Below are 23673 nucleotides of genomic sequence, written 5' to 3' on the forward strand. Positions count from 1 at the left end.
CGCAGGCGCCCACCCGCAACCCCCCACCCAGACCACAAGGAAGGCGGACACCGTGCAGGAGCAGAACCTCATCGCCCGGGCCAGCACCTGGCTCGCCGAGGACCCCGACCCCGAGACCCGCGACGAGCTCGCGAAGCTCATCGACGCCGAGGACCTCGACGAGCTCGGCGCACGCTTCGCCGGCACGCTCCAGTTCGGCACCGCCGGACTCCGCGGTGAGATCGGCGCCGGGCCCATGCGGATGAACCGCGCCGTCGTCATCCGCGCCGCCGCCGGACTCGCCGCGTATCTGAAGGACCAGGGACAGGACGGCGGCCTCGTCGTCATCGGCTACGACGCCCGCTACAAGTCCACCGACTTCGCCCGGGACACCGCGGCCGTGATGACCGGCGCCGGTCTGCGGGCAGCCGTACTCCCCCGCCCGCTCCCCACCCCCGTCCTGGCGTACGCCATAAGGCATCTGGGGGCCGTCGCGGGCGTCGAGGTCACCGCCAGCCACAACCCGCCGCGCGACAACGGCTACAAGGTCTACCTCGGCGACGGCTCGCAGATCGTGCCGCCGGCCGACGGCGAGATCGCCGCCGCCATCGCCGCGGTCGGCCCGCTCGACACCGTGCCCCGCCCCGACAGCGGCTGGGAGACCCTCGGCGACGAGGTCCTGGACGCCTATCTGGCCCGTACGGACGCCGTACTGGACTCCGGATCGCCGCGCACGGCCCGCGTCGTGTACACGGCGATGCACGGCGTCGGTACCTCCGTGCTCACCGCCGCCTTCGACCGCGCCGGCTTCCCCGCCCCGGTCCTCGTCGCCGAGCAGGCCGAGCCCGACCCCGAGTTCCCCACCGTCGCGTTCCCCAATCCGGAGGAGCCCGGCGCGATGGACCTCGCGTTCGCCACCGCGCGCCGCTCGAACCCGGACCTCGTCATCGCCAACGATCCGGACGCGGACCGCTGCGCCGTCGCCGTCCCGGACCCGGCCGTGGACGGCGGCTGGCGGATGCTGCGGGGCGACGAGGTCGGCGCGCTGCTCGCCGCCCATCTGGTCCGCCGCGGTGTCAGCGGCGTGTTCGCCGAGTCGATCGTGTCGTCGTCCCTCCTCGGCCGGATCGCGGAGAAGGCGGGTCTCGGTTACGAGGAGACGCTGACCGGCTTCAAGTGGATCGCCCGTGTGGAAGGTCTGCGGTACGGCTACGAGGAGGCGCTCGGCTACTGCGTCGACCCGGACGGCGTCCGCGACAAGGACGGCATCACGGCCGCGCTGCTGGTCGCCGAACTCGCCTCCGTACTCAAGGAGCAGGGCCGTACGCTGCTCGACCTGCTGGACGACCTCGCCCTGGAGCACGGGCTGCACGCCACCGACCAGTTGTCGGTCCGGGTCGAGGACCTGTCCGTCATCGCGGACGCCATGCGCCGTCTGCGCGAGCAGCCGCCGACCGCGCTCGCGGGCCTCGCCGTCACCTCGGCCGAGGATCTGTCGCACGGTACGGAACTGCTTCCGCCGACCGACGGGCTTCGCTATCAGCTGGAGGGCGCCCGGGTGATCGTCCGCCCGAGCGGCACCGAGCCGAAGCTCAAGTGCTATCTGGAGGTCGTGGTGCCGGTCGGCTCGGCCGACGAACTGCCCGCGGCCCGCGCGAAGGGCGCGGAGCTGCTGGCCGGCATCAAGCGGGACTTGGCGGCCGCGGCCGGTATCTGACGGTCCCCTGCCGCACACCGGCTCAGGTACGCATCAGGTACGTGAAGCCGGTGTCCGGGCCCACGCAGGACTGGAGCGTCAGGTCGCCCCAGAACAGCCCGTGCGCGGGGGCGCCGCGGCCGGGCGTGAGGTAGTGGGCGTACACCCGGTAGGCCAGGGTCTCGCGCGGCGTCTCGACGGTGACCCGGGTGCCGACGGGGAGCGTCGCGAACCGGCTGAAGCCGCAGTAGTCGTGGCCGACGACCACGGCCGTACGCATCTTGTACGCGTCCTCCCGGCCGAAGTCGGGCCCGGACCACTGGACCGCCTCCCGGCACGCGTCGATCTCCTCCTGGCCGCCGCGCACGATCCGGGCCGACCAGTCGCCGATCCGCAGCACGGTCCCCGGGGCGCGGGCGGGCGTGGCGCCGGTCGCGGCGGGGCGCGACGGGGTCGCGGCCGATGTGGCGGCCGGCGTGCGAAGGGAGAGGTCGGGGCCCGGTACGGCGGAGGCGCGGGGCGCCGGAGCCGTCGTCCGTACAGGAACGGGCGTGGACGGCCGGGACACGGGGGCCGGGGACGGGCTCGCGGACCCGGACTCCTCCTGCGACGCGGACAGCGGCGCGGGAACCGTCGCCCGTACGGCCACCGGCGCCTCCCGGACCGCAGGCCCCGCCCCGCACCCCACCACCAGCGCGGCACACAGCAGCGCGAGCACGCCCGGCCCGCGTCGGGTCATCCGAAGCGGCCGTTCACGTAGTCGGCGGTCCGCTCGTCCTGCGGGCGGTGGAACATGTCGTCGGTCAGGCCGTGTTCGACGATGACACCCGGGGTGCCCTGCGCGGCGAGGAAGAACGCGCAGTGGTCGGAGACTCGGGCCGCCTGCTGCATGTTGTGCGTGACGATGACGATGGTCACCTCCTCCTTGAGGTCGGCGATGGTCTCCTCGATGCGGCGGGTGGACGTCGGGTCGAGGGCCGAGCAGGGTTCGTCCATCAGCAGCACCCGGGGCCGTACCGCCAACGACCGCGCGATGCACAGGCGTTGCTGCTGGCCGCCGGAGAGCGCGCCGCCGGGCTGGCGGAGCCGGTCCTTGACCTCGCGCCACAGCCCCGCCTTGGTCAGGCACTCCTCGACGAGGTCGTCCCGGCCTCCCTTCGCGGCCTTGATGCCGTTGAGTTTCAGGCCGGCCAGGACGTTGTCGTACAGGGACATGGCGGGGAACGGGTTGGGCTTCTGGAAGACCATGCCGATCTCGCGGCGGGCCCGGGTGATGCGGCGGCCCCGGTCGTAGATGTCGTCGCCGTCGAGCAGCACCCGGCCGGCGAGGGAGGCGGAGCCGATCAGTTCGTGCATCCGGTTGAGGATGCGCAGGAAGGTCGACTTGCCGCAGCCGGACGGGCCGATGAGGGCGGTGACCTCGCGGGCGGGCATGGCGAGCGAGACCCGGTCCAGGACCTTGTGGTCGCCGAACCAGGCGGAGACCGCCTCGGCCTCAAGGGTGGCGGGCGCCGCGGTGACGGTACGGGCCACGGCGGGCAGCCGGATCGTGTCGGTGGTCATGACGGTCGTCAACTCCTGTTGGGTCAGAGCAGGTTGGGGAGGAGGCGGGTGGCGGCGCCGGAGACGGCGAGGCCGAGTGCGGCCAGTACGGGTCCGGCGGTGATCCAGGTCTGCCAGGTGCCCCAGACCCGGTGCAGCCAGACGGCGAGCAGCGCGGCGATCAGGAGCGCCTGTGACCAGAGGAAGACCGCGAGCCAGGCGCCGCTCTCGCCGCCGAGGGCCGCCTCGGCGGGCCCGGTCCAGCCGAGGCGGAGGTGGCGGGGCGGGCTGGGCTGCACGGGCGTGTTGAGCTCGGCGTCGACGTACAGCACTCCGGCCGGGGTGTACGGGCTGCCGGACGCGGTCATCAGGGTGAGCCGGCCCCCGGTCCCGGCGGGCCCGAGGAGCTTGTCGCCCGAACGCCGGACGCCCAGCACGCGGTACACGGCCTTGCCCTGCCCGGTCGTCACCTCGATCCTCGCCCCGACGGGAAGCCTGTCGAGGGCGTGGAAGGGGCTGCCGTAGCCCCACTGCCGGCCCATGACGACGCTGGTGCCGGCCTGGCCGGGCAGCGGGGTGTCGCGTCGGTGGCCGGGCCCGGACATCAGGACACCGGAGGTGGTGCCCTCGCCGACGACCTCGCGCAGGCCGAGCGTGGGGATGCGCAGCAGGGCGACGGGCGCGCCCATCGCGAGTGGCTTGTCGTCGAAGGTGCGCTGGCCGACCGGGGCGGTGCCGAGGGCGAGTTGCCTGCGCAGTTCGTCGTAGCCGGCCTGCTGGTCGCGGGCGTGCTGGAGGTGGCCGACGACCGTGAGGTTGGCGGCGAAGCCGAGGAGCACGGCGGCGAGAACGCACAACACCGCTCCGGTCAGGGCGAGACCGGGGCGGGCGGGCGGCGCGGAGGGGCCGGACGGAGAGTCGGGTCCCGTCGCGGGAGGTGTCGGCGGGGGTGGTGCGGGGGTCACCGGTGGGGGCGGCGGGGTCAGCACGGTGGTCACGGCGAAGGCGCTCCTCGCAGGGCGGGCACGGGGTCGGAAGGGGCTCGGGGGCGGGGCAATGCCCCGCCCCCCGGGTTTCAGAACTGGAGCAGGCCCTTGCGGCGGGCGTGCATCACGAACGCCGTGCCGAGCCCGCAGAGCGCGAGGGCGGCGGCGCCGAGCGCGAGGGCGCTGGTGCCGGTGGAGGCGAGCGGCCCGGTGGCGGTCTCGCCGCCGCCCGTGGAGCCGTCGCCGCCTCCGGTGTCGGCCGCGCCGGAGTCCCCGCCGTCCGTCCCGTCCGTCGTACCGCCGTCGTCGGCGGTGGCGGAGTCGCTCGGGTCGGGGTCCGGGCCCGGGGCGTCCCCGATGCTGTACATGAACTCGACGCTGTGGCCGTCGGCCTTGTCCTCGGTGAGGCTGAGCGTGTACGAGCCGTCCTCGCTGTCGGCGGGGACAGTGAACGCGTAGGCGGTGACCGCCCCTTGGGCGTCCGCGGTGGCGTCGGGGAAGGTGGCCTCGCTGTCGGCGAGGGCGACCTTCACCTTGGCGTCCTTGGTGTAGCCGCGCGCGGTGAGGAGGACCTTCTGGCCTGCGGTGAGCGTCGGGTTGACGTCCAGGGCGGTGCCGTCCGCGTCGGTGGCGTCGAGGTCGGTGGGTGCGGTCGGCGTGGGGCTGCCGGTGTCGCTCGGGTCCGGCGAGGGCGAGCCGGCGGCGGTGACGGTGTACGCGGCGGCCGTGGAGACCGATGCGGCGTACGCGGCCGTGTCGGCCGGGGCGAAGGACGCGGTCAGGGTGTGCGCGCCCTGGGCGAGCGCGGTCGTCCTGAGCACGGCGGTGCCGGAGGCGGCGTCGACGGTGCCGAGCGCGGTGGCCCCGTCCAGGAAGGTGACCTTGCCGGCCGCGGCTGCGGGCGTGACGGCGGCGGTCAGGGTGACTTCGGCGCCGACAGGGGCGGTGGCGGCCGGGGCGGCGGTGAGGGCGGTGGTGGTCCCGGCGGCGACGGGTGCCTCCAGGGTCCAGGAGTCGCCGGTGACCTGGACCTTCGCGGCGAAGTACTTCCCGCCCACGTTGGCGGCGGTGCGGCACATGAGCCGGATGTCGTATGCGCCGTCCAGTGAGCCGGTCGGCGTCCAGCCCCTCAGCACGGACTCCAGCGACTTGCCGGCGAGGATTCCGGCGGTGAACGGCCCCTGGTCAAAGGGTGCTCCGACCGTCGTCTTGCCCAGCGTGATCGTGCCGCCGCTGGGATTGGCCACGACGAGGGACACCTGCTGGGCGTTGGTGGACGGGCAGGGGCCGTCCGTCGTCACCTCGGGGAAGCCGGGATTGTCGGCGGTCTTCCCGGAGGTGACGGGGAAGGTCAGCTTCCCCAGCGAGTCCTCGGCGCGGGCGGACGGTGCGAGCCCGAGGACGGCCGCCGAGGCGGCGAGCAGGAGCGAGCAGCACAGCAGCAGGGCAGCGGCCGTTCGCGGTGGTGCGAGGTGTCTCATGGTGATCGGTCCCCCCAATGGGATGCGGTGGTGGCGGATACGCCGCGGGGCCGGGCACCCGTGGGGTGCCCGGCCGTTGCGCGGTGACGGGGTGGTGCTCAGCTCTCACCCTTGAGGCTGGTGGCGCCGCAGTTGGTGAGGGTGCCGAAGCCGTAGGTGTTGATCACTGCGGTCTGCGCGCAGACCTTGGAGGTGGAGCCGACGAACGCGGCGGCGATCGTCGCGTCGCCGAGCTCGGCGGTCGGGACGACGTGGTAGACGTCACGGTTGAAGGGGAACGCGGTGTTGAGCGTGCCGTCGGTCAGCTGGGGCTGGACCCCGTTGACCGAACCGAGCACGGCGTCGCCGCGACGGTCGACGACGCCGTCGATCTCGTTGCCCTGGGCGATGTACTGCGCCACGGAGTACGGGGCGATGTCACCGGCACTGTCCAGCGCCTCGCCGTTGTGCTCCTGGACGGTGTCGTCGACACACGGGCCGAACGTGTCCTCGGTGAGGCCGAGCTGGGCCAGGAAGAAGGACCGCGTGCCGGAGCCGGACTGGGGCAGCAGCGGGGTGAGCGCCACGCCGTTGAGGGTGGTCGTGTCGCAGGTGTAGATCGAGACCAGCTGCGCCGTCGTGAGCGCCTGGGGCAGGGCGCTGTCGGAGCGGACCGCGAAGGTGACCGCGTCCTTGCCGAACGGGATCCAGGTCAGGTCGTTCGAAGACGTGTTCGCGACGCCGCGCGAGGAGCGCGCGAAGTCCAGACATCCGGTGTTGTTGTCGACGGCGTTGCGCAGCGCGTTGATGCCGGCCGAGGAGCCGTTGGGCCGGGCGATCTCGCAACCGGTGGCGCGGGTCTTGATCGTCGCCGATCCGAGCGCGTTGTACGAGGCGATCAGATCACCGCTGTCGATCGCGGTGCCCAGGCCGTTCACGACGTCCTGCGTGGTGTCGGAGCCGACGCCGGCGAGGACCCGGTAGTCGCCGGTGGCCGGGTCCGCCGAGGCGGGGGCGGCCATGGCGCCGAGGGCGAGGGCTGCGGCGCCGACAACGGCACCGATGCGTGCGCGGGACTTGACGTTCACTTCTGTTCTCCTCCGTGCTTACGGATATGAGGAATGGAAGGAATGGACGCTCAAGCAGGATTCGGATATCTGCAGAATTTCGAATCCTTGTGCCGCCGACCCGTCGGCCGGCCACCGATTACCTTTCCGCATCCGGATATCGGCGGCCACCAACGGCGACGGTTGATCAGGTTACGGATTCCTGTACGAGGTGACTCCTGGAGAACTTGGACCGACCGGCAATTGCGGGGTGGGTGAAGGAGCGGGGCCGGGTGCGTGCAGCTGCAAGGCGGAGGATTGAGGCAACGCGAAGCGGGTCCCCCCATGCCTTTAGGGCTATGGGGGAGTTGTTGATTGACGACAACGCCGCAGATGTGCGTGCCCAGCCCCGCGACGCCGCCCCCAACTGCCGGTCGGTCTCAGCCCGCCCGGACGGATTTCCGCACCGAAAGGCGCAGCAGGACCGGTCCGGAAAGGGCCGCCGCACCACCCGTGACCAGCACGCCGAGGAGGACCCAGCGGATGATTCCGAGGACGGTGGAGGGGGTGAGTCCGCCGGACTGGGCGACGTTCTGCTTGGGGTCGGCGGGGCCGGCCGCCTTGGCCGGTGTGCCGGCCGCGTCCGGGTTCGCCTCTCCCCCGCCCGCGCCCGCAGCTCCGCCGGTCCCGCCCGATCCGCCGCCCGCTGCCCCGGATCCGCCGCCAGGGGAACCTGCGGAGCTGCCGGTGCTCCCGGCCCCCGACGATCCGCCCGCGCCCGAACCTCCGTCCGCGGTCTTCGGGTCCTGCAGCCGGTCTGCGGCGGCAAGTGCCTGGGCGCGGAGGGCGGCGGGCAGCGGGGCGTAGCCCGGTGGGAGCTGGCCGGGCGACAGGCCCGGGGTCTGGCCCGCCCCCGCCGCGTACCGGATGAGCCCGGCGTAGTCCTTGCGGTCGGCCGCCGGGAGGGTCGGGTAGGCGGCAGCGTAGGCCACCGTGGCGAGCGGGTAGGCCGCCCCCTTTGCGGCACCGGGCGCCGGGGCGAGGACGCCCGGCACGGCGGAGTCCTTCATCGCCGCGACGCCCGCGAGCACGGACGCGGTCGTGGGCGTCACGAAGTGGCCGTCGGCGTTGCGCAGGGCCGCCGTCTGCAGTCCGTAGCGCGCGGCGGAGGCGAGGTCGACGATCGCGAGGACCATCCGCTGGCCGGCCAGCGGCGGGGTGTTCACGAGCTTGGCGGGGGTGCCGTTGCCGCCCAGGGCGGCGGTCGTCGTGGCCCCGTTGTTGCCGCGCCGGGTGCGCAGGGCGCCTTCGTGCATGTCCTGGACGTACGGCGCGACCTCCGTGGTCCCGTACTCGAGCTCCTCCGTTCCGATCGTCAGCGAGGTGCGGGTCGGGTCCGCCTTGGGGAAGTCGGACACGGCGCTGTCCGTGGCGAGACCCAGCTCCCCGAAGTACGGATTGATCTTCGTGCCCCATGGATCCGGCGTGCCGGCCAGGAATCCCCTGGCCTCACGGTCCGATCTGAGCCAGTCCCAGACCATTGCGGAGGTGTCGGAACTCTCCAGCTGCACCATGAGACTCATGGGCGCGGGCGACGTCGCTTTCCAGTTCGCGAACAAGGGATTCAGTTGCTGGAATTCCGGGTCGTGGAAAAGGCTGAGCGGATTGTTCGCGAGGTGTTCGGGAATCGTCTTCCGGGCTCGGCTCACATCCTTCTGGTAGGAGGACGTGAGCATTTTCGCGACGAGGCGGGGGGTGAGTTTCATGGTGGCGAGCTGTCCGCTGCCCGGCATCTCGACGAAGAAGCCGATGGTCAGCCCGGCGGCGGCCAGCGGGGCGTGTACGGGAGTCCCCGCCGTTCCCCCGCTCTCGGCCGGTGCGACGGTGAACGCCAGTCCGGGCGCTCCGGTGCGCGGCTGGGCGATCGTTTCCCTGGCGTAGGCCTCGCCGCCCTGGGTGAAGGCGAACTTCGCCCCGCCGGCCGCCGAGCAGACCGCGGGCTGCCAGGAGCTCATGGCGTCGGTGATCAGTTCCGATCCGATCACCCGTCGCTCGGCCCGGTCGGCGGGGCAGGTGTTGCCGACCGGGAGGAAGTCCAGCGGGACCACCATGCGGGTCGCCCAGTTGGAGGTGCTCAGCGGGGAGGACCGCAGCTCCGTCGTCGTACTGGGCACGCCGTCGACGTCCGTGCTGCCGCGCGGCACGATCACCAGCCAGCAGGACCGCCCGGTGACCCTGCCGTTCTTCGTCACCGGCTCCCCGCAGCCGAGCTGTGACGCCTCCTGCCGGGTCTGCAGCGCGAAGGTGAACTCTCCGGTGCCGTCCTCGTGGGTGACGGCGTACGGCTCCTCGTTGGTGTCCAGGGAGCTGAAGTAGGTCCAGTCCTTCGATCCGGTGGTCGGCTTCCCGCCGTCCGCGGGGCGGAACGGTACGTAGGACTCGAAGGTGCCGTTGTCGACGTACTGCGTCTCGGCGGGATCGGCGACCGAGAGTTGGCGCAGGTTCGTGAAGCCGGAGGAGGCGCTCGGACTCTGCGCCGCACCGAACTGGCACTGCTCGCGGGTGGGGCCGGCCGACGCGTCCCCCCAGCACTGCATGAGCTGGAGGTAGTCGCCTCTGAAGCCGGTCTGCGTCGGCCTGGCTCCGGTCCAGCTGATCCGTACCCCCTGGGCCCGCAGGTCCTTCGTCTGGTCCACCGTCACTTTCAGTCCGGAGAAGTCGTTGAACTCGCCCTTCTTGCCGGTCACCGTCACCGCCGAGCCGGTCGCGGCGCGCGCGGGCTGGGTGAGAGGGGGCAGCGGAAGGAGCGCCACCACCAGGGCGGCGAGCAGGGCGACGATGCCGGCCGTGACGCGTCTGCGGTTCATCGGAGGCCTTCCTTGCGTCGGCTGCGGGCGGACAGGGCCCGTGCGGTGATCGGTGGGCCGACGACCACTCCGAGGAGCAGCACCGCGGAGAGCGCCATCAGCGCCCCGCGCAGGCCGGGCGAGTCGTCGGACGCGAGGGTGAGCGGATTGCCGACGACGGAGGAGTCACCCGTCTCGTCGGTACCGATCACCTCGCCGGTTTCGGGGTCGACGGCGCCGCCGGCCGAACCGCCCGCCGCACCGCCGGACGCGGCTGCGGTCGCGTCGGGTGCGGCGGAACCGCCCGCCGCTCCCCCGGCGGCGGAGCCGCCCGTACCGCCGCCGGAGCCGGAACCGGAACCGCCACCGGTGGAACCACCGCCCGAACCTCCCCCGTTCGCACCGGAGTTGACCCGCGTCTGCTGCTTGGCTCCCGCCGTGCCGTCGGCGCACTGCGTGGTGCCGCGTTTGTCGCAGGCCTTGGGGTAAGGGGCGTTCTTCGCGAGGGTGTTGGAGCCGTCCGAGGAGAACGTGGGGTTGCGGCACTTGGTGATGTCGACGCTCGACGCGGGTGCGCCGGGGATCCGGCGCACCTGGTTGAAGCCCGCCTGGACGAGGTTCTTGGGCAGCGGCGAGTAGCCGAGCTCCTCGGCCTGTTGCTGGCCCTCGCAGAGGAAGTAGTTGGCGAACGTACCGAGCGTCCCGCCCTTGGCCGTGGTGAAGGGGGACTCCGCCTCGGTGGGCACGATCATGTAGCTGTAGCTGGACAGCGGGTACGTGCGCCGGTCGGCGGACCGGTAGACGCCGTCGAGGATCTGGGTGAGGTAGTTGTCCGCGTTCCTGTCCTCGTTGATCCGGGCCTCCATCAGCGCCACGGCGACGCTGGAGGCGGTCGGCTCGACGTAGTAGCCCGAGGAGTTGAGCATCTTGGCCACCGGGAACCCGGTCTTGATCGCGTAGGAGTACTCGACGTAGGTGATGGCCCCCTCGGCATGGCCCTGCTTCGTGTAGCCGGAGACGCCCAGCGAACCGGACTTGGCGATGGTCGAGGAACCGGGCACGACCGGGTAGTACGACGTCATCCCGCAGGGGGCGGAGCGCCCGGCGCGCTTGCAGTAGGCGTCCCACAGGCCGGCGTGCTCCTTCGCCAGCCAGGTGGTCAGCTGGGCGGTCGTGCCGGATCCGTCGGACCGCACCACCGGGATGATGCGGCGGGCGGGGAGGGTGAGTCCCGGGTTGTCCGCCCGGATCTCCGGGGCGTTCCACATCGTGAGGGTGCCGGTGAAGATCTTGGTGATGACTTCGCCGGAGAGCCGCAGATTGGTGACCTTCTTGCCACCGATCTTCAGGTTGTACATGAACGCCGTGCCACCGGCGACGATCGGCATGTACGCGTATCCCCGCTTCGGCGGGGCGTCGCGCATGCCGGCCTCGGTGAGCCCGTAGGGGATCTCGGAGACGGCGAAGTCCGCGGTGCCGTTCTTGAACTGTTCACGGCCGACCGAGGAGCCGACCGCCGCGTAGTTGACGGTCATCCCGCTGTTGGCGGACACGTTGCGGCGCCACTGGTCGAGGGCGTTGGAGCTCCAGGTGGAGCCGGCGCCGCTGATCTTCGTGTACGTGGCCGCGTGTGCGGCCGCCGGGTGCAGGGCGAGCAGCGCGCACACCAGTGCCGCCACCGCCAGGGTCAGTCGGGAGACGGTTGCCGGTCTCACTGGTCACTCACTCCTCGTGGGCGGGGATACTTCCAGGGGTGCGGGCTTCCCGGACCGGGCGGCGCGGGCCGCGAACCGCTCCGCGTCCCGCCGCGACGCCTGCACCCTGCGGTGCTCCTGACGCCGGGTCAGCTGCCCCGGTCCGCGGCCTCCGATGACGCGCGCGATGACGAACAGGACGAGCACGAGGCCCATCAGGACGGCCGCCGTGCCGAAGCCGCGGGCGATCATCGTGGGCTCGGGGGACTTGACGAACTCGAAGGTGGCGAGCGGCAGGGAGACCTGGGGCCCGGAGAGCGGGTCCCCGTTGATCTCGGCGGTGAATCCGGCGGTGAGCAGCACGGGCGAGGTCTCGCCGACGCCGCGGGCGGTGCCGAGGATGACGGAGGTCGTCAGCCCGGACCTCGCGGTGGGCAGCACCACGTGCCAGACGGTGCGCCAGCGTGACGTACCGAGTGCGTACGAGGCCTCCCGCAGGGTCCCCGGGACCAGCCGGATCACCACGTCCGCGGCCCTGATGATGATCGGCAGCATCATCACGGCGAGCGCGAGGGCCGCGGCGAGTCCGGAGCGGTCGAAGCCGAGGGCCAGGATCACTGTCGCGTAGATGAACAGGCCCGCGACGACGGACGGCAGCGCGGTCATCGCCTCGACGACCGTGCGCACGAAGCGGGCGAAGCGGCCGGGGACCTCGTTGAGGAAGACCGCGCAGACCATGCCGCTCGGCACGGTCAGGGCCAGCGCGATGGTGATCTGCTCCAGCGTGCCGAGAATGGCGTGCAGGATGCCGCCGGCCGAGAGCGGGTCGAGCGGGCCCGCCTTCGCCATGTCCTCGGTGAAGAAGTTCAGGTGCGGCAGCGCCTTGCGGCCCTCCCACAGCGTGTACACGATGACGAAGCCGAGCGCGACAACCATGACCAGGCCGAGGCTCTGCACGACGACGGCCGCCAGCCGGTCCCGTACGGCGGGACCGTCCTCGTCGAACGAGACGAGGAACCCGTAGAGGGCGAGGAAGAGGACGTACGCGACGACCAGGAAGCCGACGGTTCCGCTGAACGGCAGCAGCCGGGTGAACAGCAGCCCGGTGAGGGCCAGGGACGCGGCCGCGGCGCCCAGCAGCGCGTACACGTCGGTGGCGCGCAGCAGGTTCAGGGACCGGCGCCGCTCCCCCACGGACGTCGGCCGCTCCGCGGTCGCGGCGGGCTTCTCGGGTGCGATGGTCATGTGGTCGGGGCCCCTATTCACTCGCCGCGCCGGAACGGCTGCGGGCGACGATCGACGACGCGGCGAAGTTGACGACGAGGGTCATCAGGAAGAGCGCGAGGCCCGCGGCCATCAGGGCCGACATGCCGAACTCGCTGGCCTCGCCGTAGCGCAGGGCGATCAGCGCGGCGACGGAACTGGTCCCGCTCTGCAGCACGTGCCACTGGATCTCGAAGACCGGCGAGATGATCAGGTACACGCCGATGGTCTCGCCGAGCGCCCGGCCGAGCCCGAGCATGGTGCCGCCGATCATGCCGCCCTTGCCGAACGGCAGGACGACACTGCGGATCATGCCCCACCGGGTCGCGCCCAGCGCGAACGCGCCCTCGCGCTCACCGACCGGGGCCTGCGAGAACACCTCGCGCATGACCGAGCAGGCGATCGGGGCGACCATCAGTGCCACGACGACACCGGCGACGAAGGTCGACGAGGTGTAGACGGTCTCCGGCGCGAGCGGATCGGACGGATCGGCACCCTTCACGTGGAAGAACGGGATCCAGTCCAGGTAGGTGGCGATCCAGCGGGCCGTGGGCAGGATCTTCCCCTCGAAAAAGAAGAGCCCCCACAGCCCGTAGACGACGGACGGCACGGCGGCCATCAGGTCGACGACACTGATCAGCGTGCGGCGCAGCCGGGGCGGCGCGTACTCGGAGATGTACAGCGCCCCGCCGACCGCCAGCGGTACGGCGACGGCGATCGCGACCAGCGCGATCAGCACCGTCCCGACCAGCACCGCGGCGATCCCGAACCGTCCCGCGTCCGGCTCCCAGGTCTCCGTCGTCAGGAACGACCAGCCCGCCCGCGACAGCGCCTGCCAGGCCCGGTACAGCAGGAACCCGCCGACCAGCAGCATCACCGCGAGCACCAGGCCGCCACCGCTGCGGGCCACCCCGCGGAAGACACGGTCGGGCAGTCCCGGATCCGCGTACAGCCGCCGGGGCACCTCGGCCTCGGTCCCACTCGTATCTCTTGTCACGCGGTCGACGCTCGCCCGGCGTCATTGACATGCGCGCACTGAAACGTGAATGAGGTGTGCCCTACGGGCAACTTCCGGTGACACCCCCCAACTCGCCCAGCAGCGCGCGGAATCGGTCGTACGCGGCCCGGCAGGTCGAGTGCCGCTCGTAGGCGCGCGCCGAGACGACGGCGGTCCGCCCTTCGGCGTCCCGCAGCACCCACATCCAGCCGTTGCCCCCGGGCGTGTGCTGCACTCCGCCCGTCAGCTCACCGGCGCGGGCGCACACCTCACCGAAGTCGGCCAGGCAGGCGCCGTACTCGGCGTGCGAACCGGCGGACACGGCGACGACGCGCCCGTTCTGCGCCACCATCCGCCATTCGTATCCGCCGTCCACCCCGACATCGATCCGGCACCGCGCCCCGCCGGCCCCGGTTCTCCCGTCGTCCGTCATCCGGTCCCACCCGTCATCACGCCCCACCCCCCGCCGCCCGGTCGGACGCCGGGGCGGCAGGCGCAATGTATGGAGACGGGCGTGACCGCCGGGCCCGGAAACAGGCGAACCGGTCGGCTTTCACAAGGAAGTTGCCCGTAGGCCGCCCGGCATACATGCGGGCGCCCCCGGCCGGTACTCCACCCGGCCGGGGGCGCCTCTCACCGCTGTTTCGCGCGGCAACCGTGAGCTGTTCGCTCGGCTGCCGTCAGCCGACGATGAGCAGCACCGCCAGCAGCACGGCGCCGACGACGGCCGGTGCGATCACCTCGTACGCCCAGCGGACCGACGCGACGACGCCCTCGGCGGCGGGCTTGTCGCCCGCGTGCTCGGCCAGCTGCCGCAGGTCGTGCATCGTCTGGTCGGCGACCGCAGCCCGCGCCTTCGTGTCGCGTACGTCGGCGGTGACGGACGTCCGGCCGTGCGGGTCGTCGACCGCCTGCCGGGACTGGTGGCGGGCGACCTTCTTGCGCTGCCGCAGCGACACGGGGATCGCCCAGAGCTGGTACTTCCTGCCGTCGTGGGTGAAGATCTCGCTCGAGTACCCGGCTCGGACGTCCTTGACGTCGGTCCACGGCAGCGTGATCGTCCGGAACGGGTTACGGATCCGGATGCGCTGTTCGCTGGCGGACACCACCGGCCGCAGGGTGAACGCGACCACCAGCGGCACCACGGTCAGCAGAGCGGCCAGCGCCAGCCACGGCACGCTGCCCTCGCCCTGGATGACGGCGTCCACGCCGATCCAGCCGACGAGCACGAGCAGCAGGACACCTCCGATCAGCCCGGCGGGCGACCGGAACGTCCGGTCGGCGTAGGTGGGCTCGGAGGGCGGTGTGGGGCTCGTCATGAGCCCGATTCTGCCTGACGTGCGCGGCGGACGCGGGGGCGGCCGCCCGGACACGCGTACGGAGCCGGGCGGGACCGGCCCCGGACGCGCGTTCGCCTCCGCCGCGCCGCCGCGCGATACGCGTCCGACCTGGGCCCCTGTACAGGCCGCTACGCGCGTAGATATGCTCATGTGGTGACCATGCCCACCACTGCTCCCGCATTCGCCGACGCGACGGCGTCCGACAGTGCGCTGCGCCGCTTCCTGCACGGGCTGCCCGGCGTCGACGCCGTCGGCCTCGAAGCGCGCGCCGCCTCGCTCGGAACCCGTTCGATCAAGACGACGGCCAAGGCGTACGCCATCGACCTCGCCATTTCGATGATCGACCTGACGACGCTGGAAGGCTCGGACACCCCGGGCAAGGTCCGCGCGCTCGCCGCCAAGGCCGTCCATCCCGATCCCACCGACCGCACGACCCCGCACACCGCGGCGGTCTGCGTCTATCCCGACATGGCGGCGACCGCGGTGGCCGCCCTGGCCGGTTCCGGCGTGAAGGTGGCGTCCGTCGCGACGGCCTTCCCCGCCGGGCGCGCCGCGCTCGACGTGAAGCTCGCGGACGTCCGGGACGCCGTGGCGGCCGGGGCCGACGAGATCGACATGGTGATCGACCGCGGCGCCTTCCTCTCCGGCCGCTATCTGAAGGTGTACGAGGAGATCCTCGCCGTGAAGGCCGAGTGCGGCCGCGCACGGCTGAAGGTGATCTTCGAGACCGGCGAGCTGTCCACGTACGACAACATCCGGCGGGCCTCCTGGCTCGGGATGCTGGCGGGCGCGGACTTCATCAAGACGTCGACCGGCAAGGTCGGCGTCAACGCCACGCCCGCGAACACCCTGCTGATGCTGGAGGCGGTGCGCGACTTCCGCGCGCAGACCGGCATCCAGATCGGCGTGAAGCCGGCCGGCGGCATCCGCACCTCCAAGGACGCCATCAAGTTCCTGGTGCTGGTGAACGAGACGGCGGGCGAGGACTGGCTGGACAGCCACTGGTTCCGCTTCGGCGCCTCCAGCCTGCTGAACGACCTGCTGATGCAGCGCCAGAAGCTCAGCACCGGCCGTTACTCCGGCCCCGATTACGTGACGGTGGACTGATTCCCATGGCATCTGCATTCGAGTACGCACCGGCGCCGGAATCCCGTTCCGTCGTCGACATCGCCCCCTCGTACGGCCTGTTCATCGACGGCGAGTTCACCGACGCCGCCGACGGCCAGGTCTTCAAGACGGTCAGCCCGTCGTCCGAGGAGGTGCTCTCCGAGGTCGCGCGGGCAGGCTCCGCGGACGTGGACCGGGCCGTGAAGGCGGCCCGCCGCGCGTTCGAGAAGTGGTCGGCGCTGCCCGGCTCCGAACGCGCCAAGTACCTGTTCCGGATCGCCCGGATCATCCAGGAGCGCAGCCGCGAGCTCGCCGTTCTCGAAACCCTCGACAACGGGAAGCCGATCAGGGAGACCCGCGACGCGGACCTCCCGCTGGTCGCCGCGCACTTCTTCTACTACGCGGGCTGGGCCGACAAGCTGGACCACGCCGGGTACGGGGCGAACCCGCGTCCGCTCGGCGTCGCGGGCCAGATCATCCCGTGGAACTTCCCGCTGCTGATGCTCGCGTGGAAGATCGCCCCGGCGCTCGCCACCGGCAACACGGTGGTGCTGAAGCCGGCCGAGACGACCCCGCTCTCCGCCCTCTTCTTCGCCGACATCTGCCGCCAGGCGGGCCTGCCCAAGGGCGTCGTCAACATCCTGACGGGCTACGGGGACGCGGGCTCGGCCCTCGTCGAGCACGAGGACGTCAACAAGATCGCCTTCACCGGATCGACCGCGGTCGGCAAGGCCATCGCCCGCCAGATCGCCGGCACCGGCAAGAAGGCCACGCTGGAGCTGGGCGGCAAGGGCGCCAACATCGTCTTCGACGACGCCCCCATCGACCAGGCCGTCGAGGGCATCGTCACCGGCATCTTCTTCAACCAGGGCCAGGTCTGCTGCGCGGGCTCGCGACTCCTGGTCCAGGAGTCCGTCGAGGACGAACTGCTGGACTCCCTCAAGCGCCGGCTGTCCACGCTGCGACTCGGCGACCCGCTGGACAAGAACACCGACATCGGCGCGATCAACTCCGAGGAGCAGCTCTCCCGGATCACCGCGCTCGTCGAGACGGGCGAGGCCGAGGGCGCGGACCGCTGGTCGGCCCCCTGCGAGCTGCCCTCCGCCGGCTACTGGTTCGCGCCGACGCTGTTCACCGGCGTCACCCAGGCGCACACCGTCGCCCGCGACGAGATCTTCGGCCCGGTCCTGTCCGTGCTGTCGTTCCGTACACCGGACGAGGCGGTCGCCAAGGCCAATAACAGCCAGTACGGCCTCTCGGCCGGCATCTGGACCGAGAAGGGCTCCCGCATCCTCGCGGTGGCGAACAAGCTCCGGGCGGGCGTCGTCTGGGCCAACACGTTCAACAAGTTCGACCCGACCTCGCCGTTCGGCGGATACAAGGAGTCGGGCTTCGGCCGCGAAGGCGGCCGTCACGGCCTGGAGGGTTACCTCGATGTCTGAGCGCAGTGACCGACTGAGCGTCTTCAAGACCTACAAGCTGTACGTCGGGGGCAAGTTCCCCCGCTCCGAGAGCGGCCGGGTGTACGAGGTGACGGACTCGAAGGGCAAGTGGCTGGCGAACGCGCCCCAGTCCTCCCGCAAGGACGCGCGGGACGCCGTCGTGGCCGCCCGCAAGGCGTTCGGCGGCTGGTCGGGCGCGACCGCGTACAACCGCGGCCAGATCCTCTACCGCATCGCGGAGATGCTGGAGGGCCGCCGGGACCAGTTCGTCCGGGAGGTGGCGGAGGCCGAGGGGCTTTCGAAGTCCAAGGCCGCGGCCGTCGTGGACGCGGCGGTCGACCGCTGGGTCTGGTACGCGGGCTGGACGGACAAGATCGCCCAGGTCGTGGGCGGGGCGAACCCGGTCGCGGGCCCGTTCTTCAACCTCTCGACGCCGGAACCCACCGGGGTCGTGACCGTCCTGGCCCCGCAGAAGTCGTCGTTCCTGGGCCTGGTCTCGGTGCTCGCCCCGGTGATCGCGGCCGGCAACACGGCGGTCGTCGTGGCCTCGGCCGCGTCCCCGCTGCCCGCGCTGTCGCTCGGCGAGGTGCTGGCCACCTCGGACCTGCCGGGCGGCGTGGTCAACATCCTGTCGGGGAGGACGGCGGAGATCGCCGCCCCGCTCGCCTCCCACCAGGACGTGAACGGCATCGACCTGACGGGGGCGGACGCGGATCTGGCGAAGGAGCTGGAGATCGCGGCGGCCGACAACCTGAAGCGGGTCTCCCGTCCACAGGCTGTGGACGGTGACGCCGACGGCGACGACTGGTCGGCCGACCCGGGCACCCGCCGCCTGACGGCGTTCCTGGAGACCAAGACGGTCTGGCACCCGACGGGCGCACTGGGCGTGTCGGGCTCCTCGTACTGACGCAGACACGGCAGCGGCCCGCGCCCCGGAACGAATCCGGGCGCGGGCCGCTCCGCGTCAGCCGTGCAGCAGGCCCGTGACCTGCCCCACCACGGGCAGGTCCTTCAGCGCGCCGCCACTGGTCACCGGGTCGGTGACCAGTGCGGTGGAGACCGGCTTGAAGTCGGCGACCTGCGTCCCCACCGCGTTGTCCAGCGGGTCGACGCCCGTACCGGCCAGCGGGTCGAGCTGCAGATGCGTGACGGGCGCGATGCCGCTGCCCAGCGAGTGGCCGAGCGCGCCGGTGACCGCACCACCGGCCGCCTCGCTCGCCTCGCCGAGGCTGGTGTCCGTACCCGACGCCTGCACGAGGGGCAGCGGGGCCGCCTGGGCCGCCGCACCCCCCGCACCGAGCGCGGCACCCACCGCGGTGACGGTCAGACCTGCCCGCAGCAGCGTGCGGCGCCGGGACTTGGAAAGTGCGTGACGTGCCATGAAGTTCCCACCTGATCGGGCCGATTCGAACCATCAATCGAGTAATCGGTTGAGTGCACAGAGTAGTTGAGGTGTGATGCCGGATACCAACAGGACCTCCGGGGATCCCCTGTGCGGGTCAATGCCTCACACTTGTGTTCTGTGAGTTCCCAAGCGATTTCGACCCGCGTCGTCCTGCTGGCGGGCCCCTCCGGCTCCGGCAAGTCATCCCTGGCCGCCCGTACCGGTCTTCCGGTGCTGCGGCTGGACGACTTCTACAAGGAGGCAGGCGACCCCACGCTGCCGCTCGTCACCGGCAGCACGGACATCGACTGGGACTCCGCCCTGTCCTGGGACGCCGACGCGGCGGTCGCCGCGATCACGGAACTGTGCCGCACCGGACGGACCGACGTCCCGGTGTACGACATCGCGACCAGTTCCCGTACGGGCCACGAGGGCTTCCACATCGAGCGCACGCCGCTCTTCGTGGCCGAGGGCATCTTCGCAGCGGACATCGTGGAGCGGTGCCAGTCCCTGGGCCTGCTGGCGGACGCCCTGTGCCTGCGCGGCCGCCCGTCGACCACGTTCCGCCGCCGACTGCTGCGGGACCTGCGCGAAGGCCGCAAGTCCGTGCCGTTCCTGCTGCGCCGGGGCTGGCGGCTGATGCGCGCCGAACGCCGCATCGTGGCGCGCCAGGCGGAGCTGGGAGCGCATCCCTGCGGCAAGGCCGAGGCCCTGGGCCGCCTGGCCGCAGCCGCTGCGGGCCGCTGCCGCACACCGGCACCGACGCCGGTAAGAATCAGCCCCTCCGGCGATTGAGGAGCGGGGGCGCGCTCAAGCCCCTCCGGCGATTGAGGAGCGGGGGTCCGGGGGCAGCGCCCCCGCAAAGCCCGCGCCCCGCAGAACCCGCACAAACGCCGAGGGGCCGGACAGGACCCCCCGGCCCGTCCGACCCCTCAGCTTCCCCGTACCCCGTACCCCCGTACACCGCCGCCTCCCCCGAAGCAGCGGCCCCGCTCCCCCGTGACAGCGCCGCCTCCCCCGAAGCGACGCCCCCGTTCCCCCCGCTGCCTCAGGCCACCAGCTCGCCGAAGGACTCCTCCTCGTCACGGCCGAAGCTGAGGACCTCGTCCTCACGCAGCCGGCGGAGCGACCGCCAGATGCTGGACTTCACCGTGCCGACACTGATGTCGAGGATGGACGCGATCTCCGGGTCCGTACGGCCCTCGTAGTAGCGCAGGACCAGCATCGTGCGCTGTGTCTCTGGCAGTCGCGCCAGCGCCTGCCAGAGCACGGCGCGCAGCTCCGTACCGCGCATCGCGTCCGTGTCGCCCGCCGTCTCCGGCAGCTCCTCGGTCGGGTATTCGTTCAGCTTGCGCCTGCGCCAGGCGCTGATGTGCAGGTTGGTCATGGTGCGGCGCAGATAACCGCCGACCGCCGCCTTGTCGCTGATCCGGTCCCATGCCCGGTACGTCGAGAAGAGGGCGCTCTGCAGCAGGTCCTCGGCCTCGAACCGGTCGCCGGTCAGGTGGTAGGCGGTGGCGTACAGGGAGGCGCGGCGCTCCCGGACGTAGGCCGTGAACGCCACTTCGGCGTCCTCGGTCTGCGCCGGGGCCCTCCGCTCCCCCGTGACCTCCCCGTACGCGCTTCCCCCGTTGCCCGCCCCCGTGGCGGCAGGCGCGTCGACCACCGTCATGTATGACGGGTGCTGACGCCCGGCGCCTCGAACGCACCCCCGTCCGTTCACTGCGGCGCCGGACTTCTCGGTGCTCCGCCCGACGTCGTGGAGACGCGTGACAACTGCGCTCGTGGTGATGCTGTGCGTTGTGTTCATCTCGCGCCCCCCGTCGGTGGAGTCCGTCCGTTCCTTGTGTCAACGAGCTTGCCGGGGCGATTTCATGGCCCTGTCCGCCGACTGTCACAGACCTGTCACAGGGCCCGGCGCGGACGTGATTCGGGGCTGCCGGATGCATGAGAGGGGACCAACTGTCGAACTAGGGCACCCCCATGGGTCAGAATGACCAACGTGCCTTTCCTGTTGCTGATCGAGGACGACGACGCCATCCGCACGGCCCTCGAACTCTCGCTGTCTCGCCAGGGCCACCGTGTGGCCACCGCGGCGACGGGAGAGGACGGCCTCAACCTGCTGCGCGAGCAGCGACCCGACCTGGTCGTGCTGGATGTGATGCTGCCCGGGATCGACGGTTTCGAGGTGTGCCGGCGCATCCGGCGCACCGACCAACTGCCGATCATCCTGCTGACCGCACGGAGCGACGACATCGACGTCGTGGTCGGTCTGGAGTCCGGTGCCGACGACTATGTGGTGAAACCCGTGCAGGGCCGGGTGCTCGACGCCCGGATCCGCGCGGTGCTGCGCCGCGGTGAGCGCGAGTCCACGGATTCCGCCACCTTCGGCAGCGTGGTGATCGACAGGTCCGCCATGACCGTGACGAAGAACGGGGAGGACCTGCAGCTCACGCCGACCGAGCTGCGTCTCCTCCTGGAGCTGAGCCGCCGGCCGGGCCAGGCCCTGTCGCGGCAGCAGCTGCTGCGCCTCGTGTGGGAGCACGACTACCTCGGTGACTCCCGTCTGGTGGACGCCTGCGTCCAGCGGCTGCGCGCGAAGGTGGAGGACGTACCGTCCTCGCCGACCCTGATCCGTACCGTGCGGGGCGTGGGATACCGGCTGGACTCTCCGCAGTGAGCACGGCTGTGCGGCGGAGCCTGCTGGCCGGGCTCCGCTGGACCAGCCTGCGGCTGCGGCTCGTCGTCGTGTTCGCGCTGGTCGCGCTGACCGCCGCGGTGTCCGCGTCCGGGATCGCGTACTGGCTGAACCGCGAGGCGGTGCTGACCCGTACGCAGGACTCCGCGCTCGGGGACTTCCGGCAGGAGATGCAGGGCCGCGCGGCCTCGCTGCCGCTGAGCCCCACCAAGGAGGACCTGCAGACCGCCGCCGTGCAGATGGCGAGCAGCAGCCCCGGGTACAGCGTGCTGCTGATCGACGAGCGCGATCCCGGCAAGCCGATCGTCGGCAACTCCGACCTGGACACCTTCACCCGCGACAACGTGCCGGTGTCGCTGCAGCAGCAGGTCGACAGGAAGCAGCCGGTCAAAGCGGGCAACAAGTACGAGTACCACCTGTTCTGGCAGCGGACCTCGATCCGCGGCACGCCGTATCTCGTCGCCGGTACGAAGATCATCGGCGGCGGTCCGACCGGCTACATGCTCAAGTCGCTCGACCAGGAACGGCAGGATCTCAACTCCCTCGCCTGGTCACTGGGGATCGCCACCGCCCTGGCCCTCGTCGGCTCCGCCCTGCTGGCCCAGGCCGCGGCGACGACGGTGCTGCGTCCCGTGCAGCGGCTCGGCGACGCGGCGCGCAAGCTCGGCGAGGGCAAGCTCGACACCCGGCTCACCGTGTCCGGAACCGATGAACTGGCCGATCTCTCCAGGACGTTCAACAGAACGGCGAGCTCCCTGGAGAAGAAGGTCGCGGACATGAGCGCGCGGGAGGAGTCCAGCCGCCGCTTCGTCGCCGACATGTCGCACGAACTGCGCACCCCGCTCACCGCGATCACCGCGGTCGCGGAGGTGCTGGAGGACGAGGCCGACAGCCTCGATCCGATGATCGCGCCCGCCGTGCACCTGGTGGTCAGCGAGACCCGGCGCCTCAACGACCTGGTGGAGAACCTGATGGAGGTCACCCGCTTCGACGCGGGCACGGCCCGTCTCGTCCTCGACACCGTCGACGTCGCCGACCAGGTGACCGCCTGCATCGACGTCCGCGCCTGGCTGGACGCGGTGGACCTGGACGCCGAGCGCGGCATGATGGTCCGCCTCGATCCGCGCCGGCTCGACGTGATCCTGGCCAATCTGATCGGCAACGCGCTGAAGCACGGCGGTTCGCCCGTGCGGGTCACGGTGCGGACCGAGGGCGACGACCTCGTCATCGAGGTACGCGACCACGGCCCCGGCATCCCCGAGGACGTGCTGCCGCACGTCTTCGACCGCTTCTACAAGGCCAGCGCCTCCCGCCCCCGCTCCGAGGGCAGCGGCCTGGGGCTCTCGATCGCCATGGAGAACGCGCACATCCACGGCGGCGACATCACCGCCGCCAACTCGCCGGACGGCGACGGCGCGATATTCGTCCTGCGCCTGCCGCGCGACGCGGAGGCGCTGAACCGCACCACCGAGGGCCACGGCGCGGAGATCCCCGACCAGGAGGACGACGCCACGTGACACCCACCGGACGCCGGGGCAGCCGCCCCGCCGCGCCACGCCCGGGCCGCCGCCCCGCCGCGGCCCTCGCCGCCGCCGCGCTCTGCGCCGTACTGGCCACGGGCTGCGGGATCAGGACGACCTCGGTCCCCGTCGACGCGGGACCGGCCCCCTCCCGGGTGCCGTGCGCGATGCCGGCGGAGGACATCACCACCCAGGCCCAGCAGGGCATCCCCGTGCAGATCTATCTGGTCTGCGCCTCGGAACTGGTCACCGTGGACCGCGCGGTGCAGGTCCGGGAGACGGCATCGGAGCGGCTCCGGATCGCCCGGGCCCTCCTGGACGAACTGCGCCTGGAGCCGCCGAGCACGGAGGAGCAGGCGGGGTTCTCCACGCACGTCCCCGGGACGCTCCGGGTCGACGGCCCCCACGCGGGCGACCCGAAGGGCACGCTGCGTCTGAGCGAGCAGCCGGAGGACCTGCCGTCCGATGCACTGGCCCAGATCGTCTGCACGTTCGCCGAGAGCGAGTCGCTCGTCCCCGACGAGTCGGTGACGCTCGGCGGCCCGGGCGACTACGCACCGCGCGCCTACCTGTGCACGACGGAGACGAAGGCCAGCCCGGAGGCCGTACCGACTGCGGACACGGCCCAACTGCCCTGAGCCGGCCCGTGCGCGCCCCTGAGGGCGGGTGCCGG

General features: G+C 71.8%; 21 protein-coding genes. 8 read left to right on the top strand and 13 right to left on the bottom strand.

Features of this window, described 5'->3' with window-relative positions; genetic code table 11:
• Positions 1-52: 52 nt before the first annotated feature.
• On the top strand, positions 53-1696 hold the full coding sequence (locus OG959_RS13370) for a phospho-sugar mutase (protein WP_326658402.1): 1644 nt from the start codon (positions 53-55) through the stop codon (positions 1694-1696).
• Positions 1697-1718: 22 nt separating this feature from the next.
• Here OG959_RS13370 and OG959_RS13375 read toward each other — a convergent pair whose 3' ends face one another.
• From OG959_RS13375 to OG959_RS13425, 11 genes are all read right to left on the bottom strand, one after another.
• On the bottom strand, positions 1719-2414 hold the full coding sequence (locus OG959_RS13375; RefSeq protein WP_326658403.1) for a hypothetical protein: 696 nt from the start codon (positions 2412-2414) through the stop codon (positions 1719-1721).
• A complete protein-coding gene (locus tag OG959_RS13380; protein WP_326658404.1) occupies positions 2411-3238 on the bottom strand; it encodes a phosphate ABC transporter ATP-binding protein in 828 nt (275 codons plus the stop codon). Before OG959_RS13380 ends, OG959_RS13375 begins: the two co-directional genes overlap by 4 nt.
• Before the next feature lie 23 nt (positions 3239-3261).
• A complete protein-coding gene (locus tag OG959_RS13385; RefSeq protein ID WP_326658405.1) occupies positions 3262-4215 on the bottom strand; it encodes a sortase in 954 nt (317 codons plus the stop codon).
• A gap of 77 nt (positions 4216-4292) precedes the next feature.
• The gene (locus OG959_RS13390; protein ID WP_326658406.1) at positions 4293-5684 is read right to left on the bottom strand and encodes an Ig-like domain-containing protein; all 1392 of its coding nucleotides are present in this window, start codon (positions 5682-5684) and stop codon (positions 4293-4295) included.
• A 98-nt stretch (positions 5685-5782) separates the two neighbouring features.
• Positions 5783-6751: a substrate-binding domain-containing protein gene (locus OG959_RS13395; RefSeq protein ID WP_326658407.1), complete on the bottom strand. Its 969-nt coding sequence runs from the start codon at positions 6749-6751 to the stop codon at positions 5783-5785.
• A gap of 398 nt (positions 6752-7149) precedes the next feature.
• On the bottom strand, positions 7150-9576 hold the full coding sequence (locus OG959_RS13400; protein WP_326658408.1) for a hypothetical protein: 2427 nt from the start codon (positions 9574-9576) through the stop codon (positions 7150-7152).
• Positions 9573-11270, bottom strand: coding sequence for a phosphate ABC transporter substrate-binding protein PstS (pstS, locus tag OG959_RS13405; protein WP_326658409.1), 1698 nt, complete (start codon positions 11268-11270; stop codon positions 9573-9575). The genes OG959_RS13400 and pstS overlap by 4 nt, the downstream gene beginning before the upstream one ends.
• Before the next feature lie 3 nt (positions 11271-11273).
• Positions 11274-12494 (bottom strand): phosphate ABC transporter permease PstA, encoded by a 1221-nt coding sequence (gene pstA, locus OG959_RS13410; protein WP_326658410.1) that lies wholly within the window; start codon positions 12492-12494, stop codon positions 11274-11276.
• Between the two features lie 13 nt (positions 12495-12507).
• Positions 12508-13509 carry a phosphate ABC transporter permease subunit PstC gene (gene pstC / locus OG959_RS13415; protein WP_326658411.1) on the bottom strand — a complete coding sequence of 334 codons (1002 nt, stop codon included), beginning with the start codon at positions 13507-13509 and terminating at the stop codon, positions 12508-12510.
• A 61-nt stretch (positions 13510-13570) separates the two neighbouring features.
• On the bottom strand, positions 13571-13942 hold the full coding sequence (locus OG959_RS13420) for a hypothetical protein (RefSeq protein WP_326658412.1): 372 nt from the start codon (positions 13940-13942) through the stop codon (positions 13571-13573).
• A gap of 247 nt (positions 13943-14189) precedes the next feature.
• On the bottom strand, positions 14190-14828 hold the full coding sequence (locus tag OG959_RS13425; protein ID WP_326658414.1) for a PH domain-containing protein: 639 nt from the start codon (positions 14826-14828) through the stop codon (positions 14190-14192).
• Between the two features lie 180 nt (positions 14829-15008).
• On the opposite strand from OG959_RS13425, the gene deoC reads away from it, so the two are divergent.
• Genes deoC through OG959_RS13440 form a run of 3 tightly spaced genes read left to right on the top strand, consistent with a single transcriptional unit; the run spans position 15009 to position 18305 of the window.
• The gene (gene deoC / locus OG959_RS13430) at positions 15009-15956 is read left to right on the top strand and encodes a deoxyribose-phosphate aldolase (protein ID WP_306072311.1); all 948 of its coding nucleotides are present in this window, start codon (positions 15009-15011) and stop codon (positions 15954-15956) included.
• A 5-nt stretch (positions 15957-15961) separates the two neighbouring features.
• The gene (locus OG959_RS13435) at positions 15962-17398 is read left to right on the top strand and encodes an aldehyde dehydrogenase family protein (RefSeq protein WP_326658415.1); all 1437 of its coding nucleotides are present in this window, start codon (positions 15962-15964) and stop codon (positions 17396-17398) included.
• Positions 17391-18305 (top strand): aldehyde dehydrogenase family protein, encoded by a 915-nt coding sequence (locus OG959_RS13440; protein ID WP_326658416.1) that lies wholly within the window; start codon positions 17391-17393, stop codon positions 18303-18305. The genes OG959_RS13435 and OG959_RS13440 overlap by 8 nt, the downstream gene beginning before the upstream one ends.
• A gap of 57 nt (positions 18306-18362) precedes the next feature.
• On the opposite strand, the gene OG959_RS13445 is transcribed toward OG959_RS13440, so the two are convergent.
• Positions 18363-18779 (bottom strand): hypothetical protein, encoded by a 417-nt coding sequence (locus tag OG959_RS13445; RefSeq protein WP_219574105.1) that lies wholly within the window; start codon positions 18777-18779, stop codon positions 18363-18365.
• A gap of 141 nt (positions 18780-18920) precedes the next feature.
• Between OG959_RS13445 and OG959_RS13450 the strand changes: the two genes are divergently transcribed.
• Positions 18921-19577 (top strand): uridine kinase family protein, encoded by a 657-nt coding sequence (locus OG959_RS13450; RefSeq protein ID WP_326658417.1) that lies wholly within the window; start codon positions 18921-18923, stop codon positions 19575-19577.
• 253 nt (positions 19578-19830) lie between these two features.
• Here OG959_RS13450 and OG959_RS13455 read toward each other — a convergent pair whose 3' ends face one another.
• On the bottom strand, positions 19831-20592 hold the full coding sequence (locus tag OG959_RS13455) for a SigE family RNA polymerase sigma factor (RefSeq protein WP_326658418.1): 762 nt from the start codon (positions 20590-20592) through the stop codon (positions 19831-19833).
• A 192-nt stretch (positions 20593-20784) separates the two neighbouring features.
• On the opposite strand from OG959_RS13455, the gene afsQ1 reads away from it, so the two are divergent.
• Genes afsQ1 through OG959_RS13470 form a run of 3 tightly spaced genes read left to right on the top strand, consistent with a single transcriptional unit; the run spans position 20785 to position 23638 of the window.
• Complete coding sequence (gene afsQ1 / locus OG959_RS13460) at positions 20785-21462, top strand: two-component system response regulator AfsQ1 (RefSeq protein WP_185095372.1); 678 nt, start codon at positions 20785-20787, stop codon at positions 21460-21462.
• Positions 21459-22997: a HAMP domain-containing sensor histidine kinase gene (locus OG959_RS13465; RefSeq protein ID WP_326658419.1), complete on the top strand. Its 1539-nt coding sequence runs from the start codon at positions 21459-21461 to the stop codon at positions 22995-22997. The genes afsQ1 and OG959_RS13465 overlap by 4 nt, the downstream gene beginning before the upstream one ends.
• Positions 22994-23638 (top strand): hypothetical protein, encoded by a 645-nt coding sequence (locus OG959_RS13470; RefSeq protein ID WP_326658420.1) that lies wholly within the window; start codon positions 22994-22996, stop codon positions 23636-23638. Before OG959_RS13465 ends, OG959_RS13470 begins: the two co-directional genes overlap by 4 nt.
• The last annotated feature ends 35 nt before the right edge of the window (positions 23639-23673 follow it).

This window comes from Streptomyces sp. NBC_00385 (assembly GCF_035917155.1).
In the GTDB taxonomy this organism is placed as follows: Bacteria; Actinomycetota; Actinomycetes; order Streptomycetales; family Streptomycetaceae; genus Streptomyces; species Streptomyces poriferorum.

What these genes read in the sequence shown, in the direction of transcription:
- OG959_RS13375 (WP_326658403.1), bottom strand. Translation starts at nt 2,414, where the DNA reads ATGACCCGACGCGGGCCGGGCGTGCTCGCGCTGCTGTGTGCCGCGCTG.
- OG959_RS13380 (WP_326658404.1), bottom strand. Translation starts at nt 3,238, where the DNA reads ATGACCACCGACACGATCCGGCTGCCCGCCGTGGCCCGTACCGTCACC.
- OG959_RS13390 (WP_326658406.1), bottom strand. Translation starts at nt 5,684, where the DNA reads ATGAGACACCTCGCACCACCGCGAACGGCCGCTGCCCTGCTGCTGTGC.
- OG959_RS13400 (WP_326658408.1), bottom strand. Translation starts at nt 9,576, where the DNA reads ATGAACCGCAGACGCGTCACGGCCGGCATCGTCGCCCTGCTCGCCGCC.
- pstA (WP_326658410.1), bottom strand. Translation starts at nt 12,494, where the DNA reads ATGACCATCGCACCCGAGAAGCCCGCCGCGACCGCGGAGCGGCCGACG.
- OG959_RS13420 (WP_326658412.1), bottom strand. Translation starts at nt 13,942, where the DNA reads ATGACGGACGACGGGAGAACCGGGGCCGGCGGGGCGCGGTGCCGGATC.
- OG959_RS13425 (WP_326658414.1), bottom strand. Translation starts at nt 14,828, where the DNA reads ATGACGAGCCCCACACCGCCCTCCGAGCCCACCTACGCCGACCGGACG.
- deoC (WP_306072311.1), top strand. Translation starts at nt 15,009, where the DNA reads ATGCCCACCACTGCTCCCGCATTCGCCGACGCGACGGCGTCCGACAGT.
- OG959_RS13435 (WP_326658415.1), top strand. Translation starts at nt 15,962, where the DNA reads ATGGCATCTGCATTCGAGTACGCACCGGCGCCGGAATCCCGTTCCGTC.
- OG959_RS13440 (WP_326658416.1), top strand. Translation starts at nt 17,391, where the DNA reads ATGTCTGAGCGCAGTGACCGACTGAGCGTCTTCAAGACCTACAAGCTG.
- OG959_RS13445 (WP_219574105.1), bottom strand. Translation starts at nt 18,779, where the DNA reads ATGGCACGTCACGCACTTTCCAAGTCCCGGCGCCGCACGCTGCTGCGG.
- OG959_RS13455 (WP_326658418.1), bottom strand. Translation starts at nt 20,592, where the DNA reads ATGAACACAACGCACAGCATCACCACGAGCGCAGTTGTCACGCGTCTC.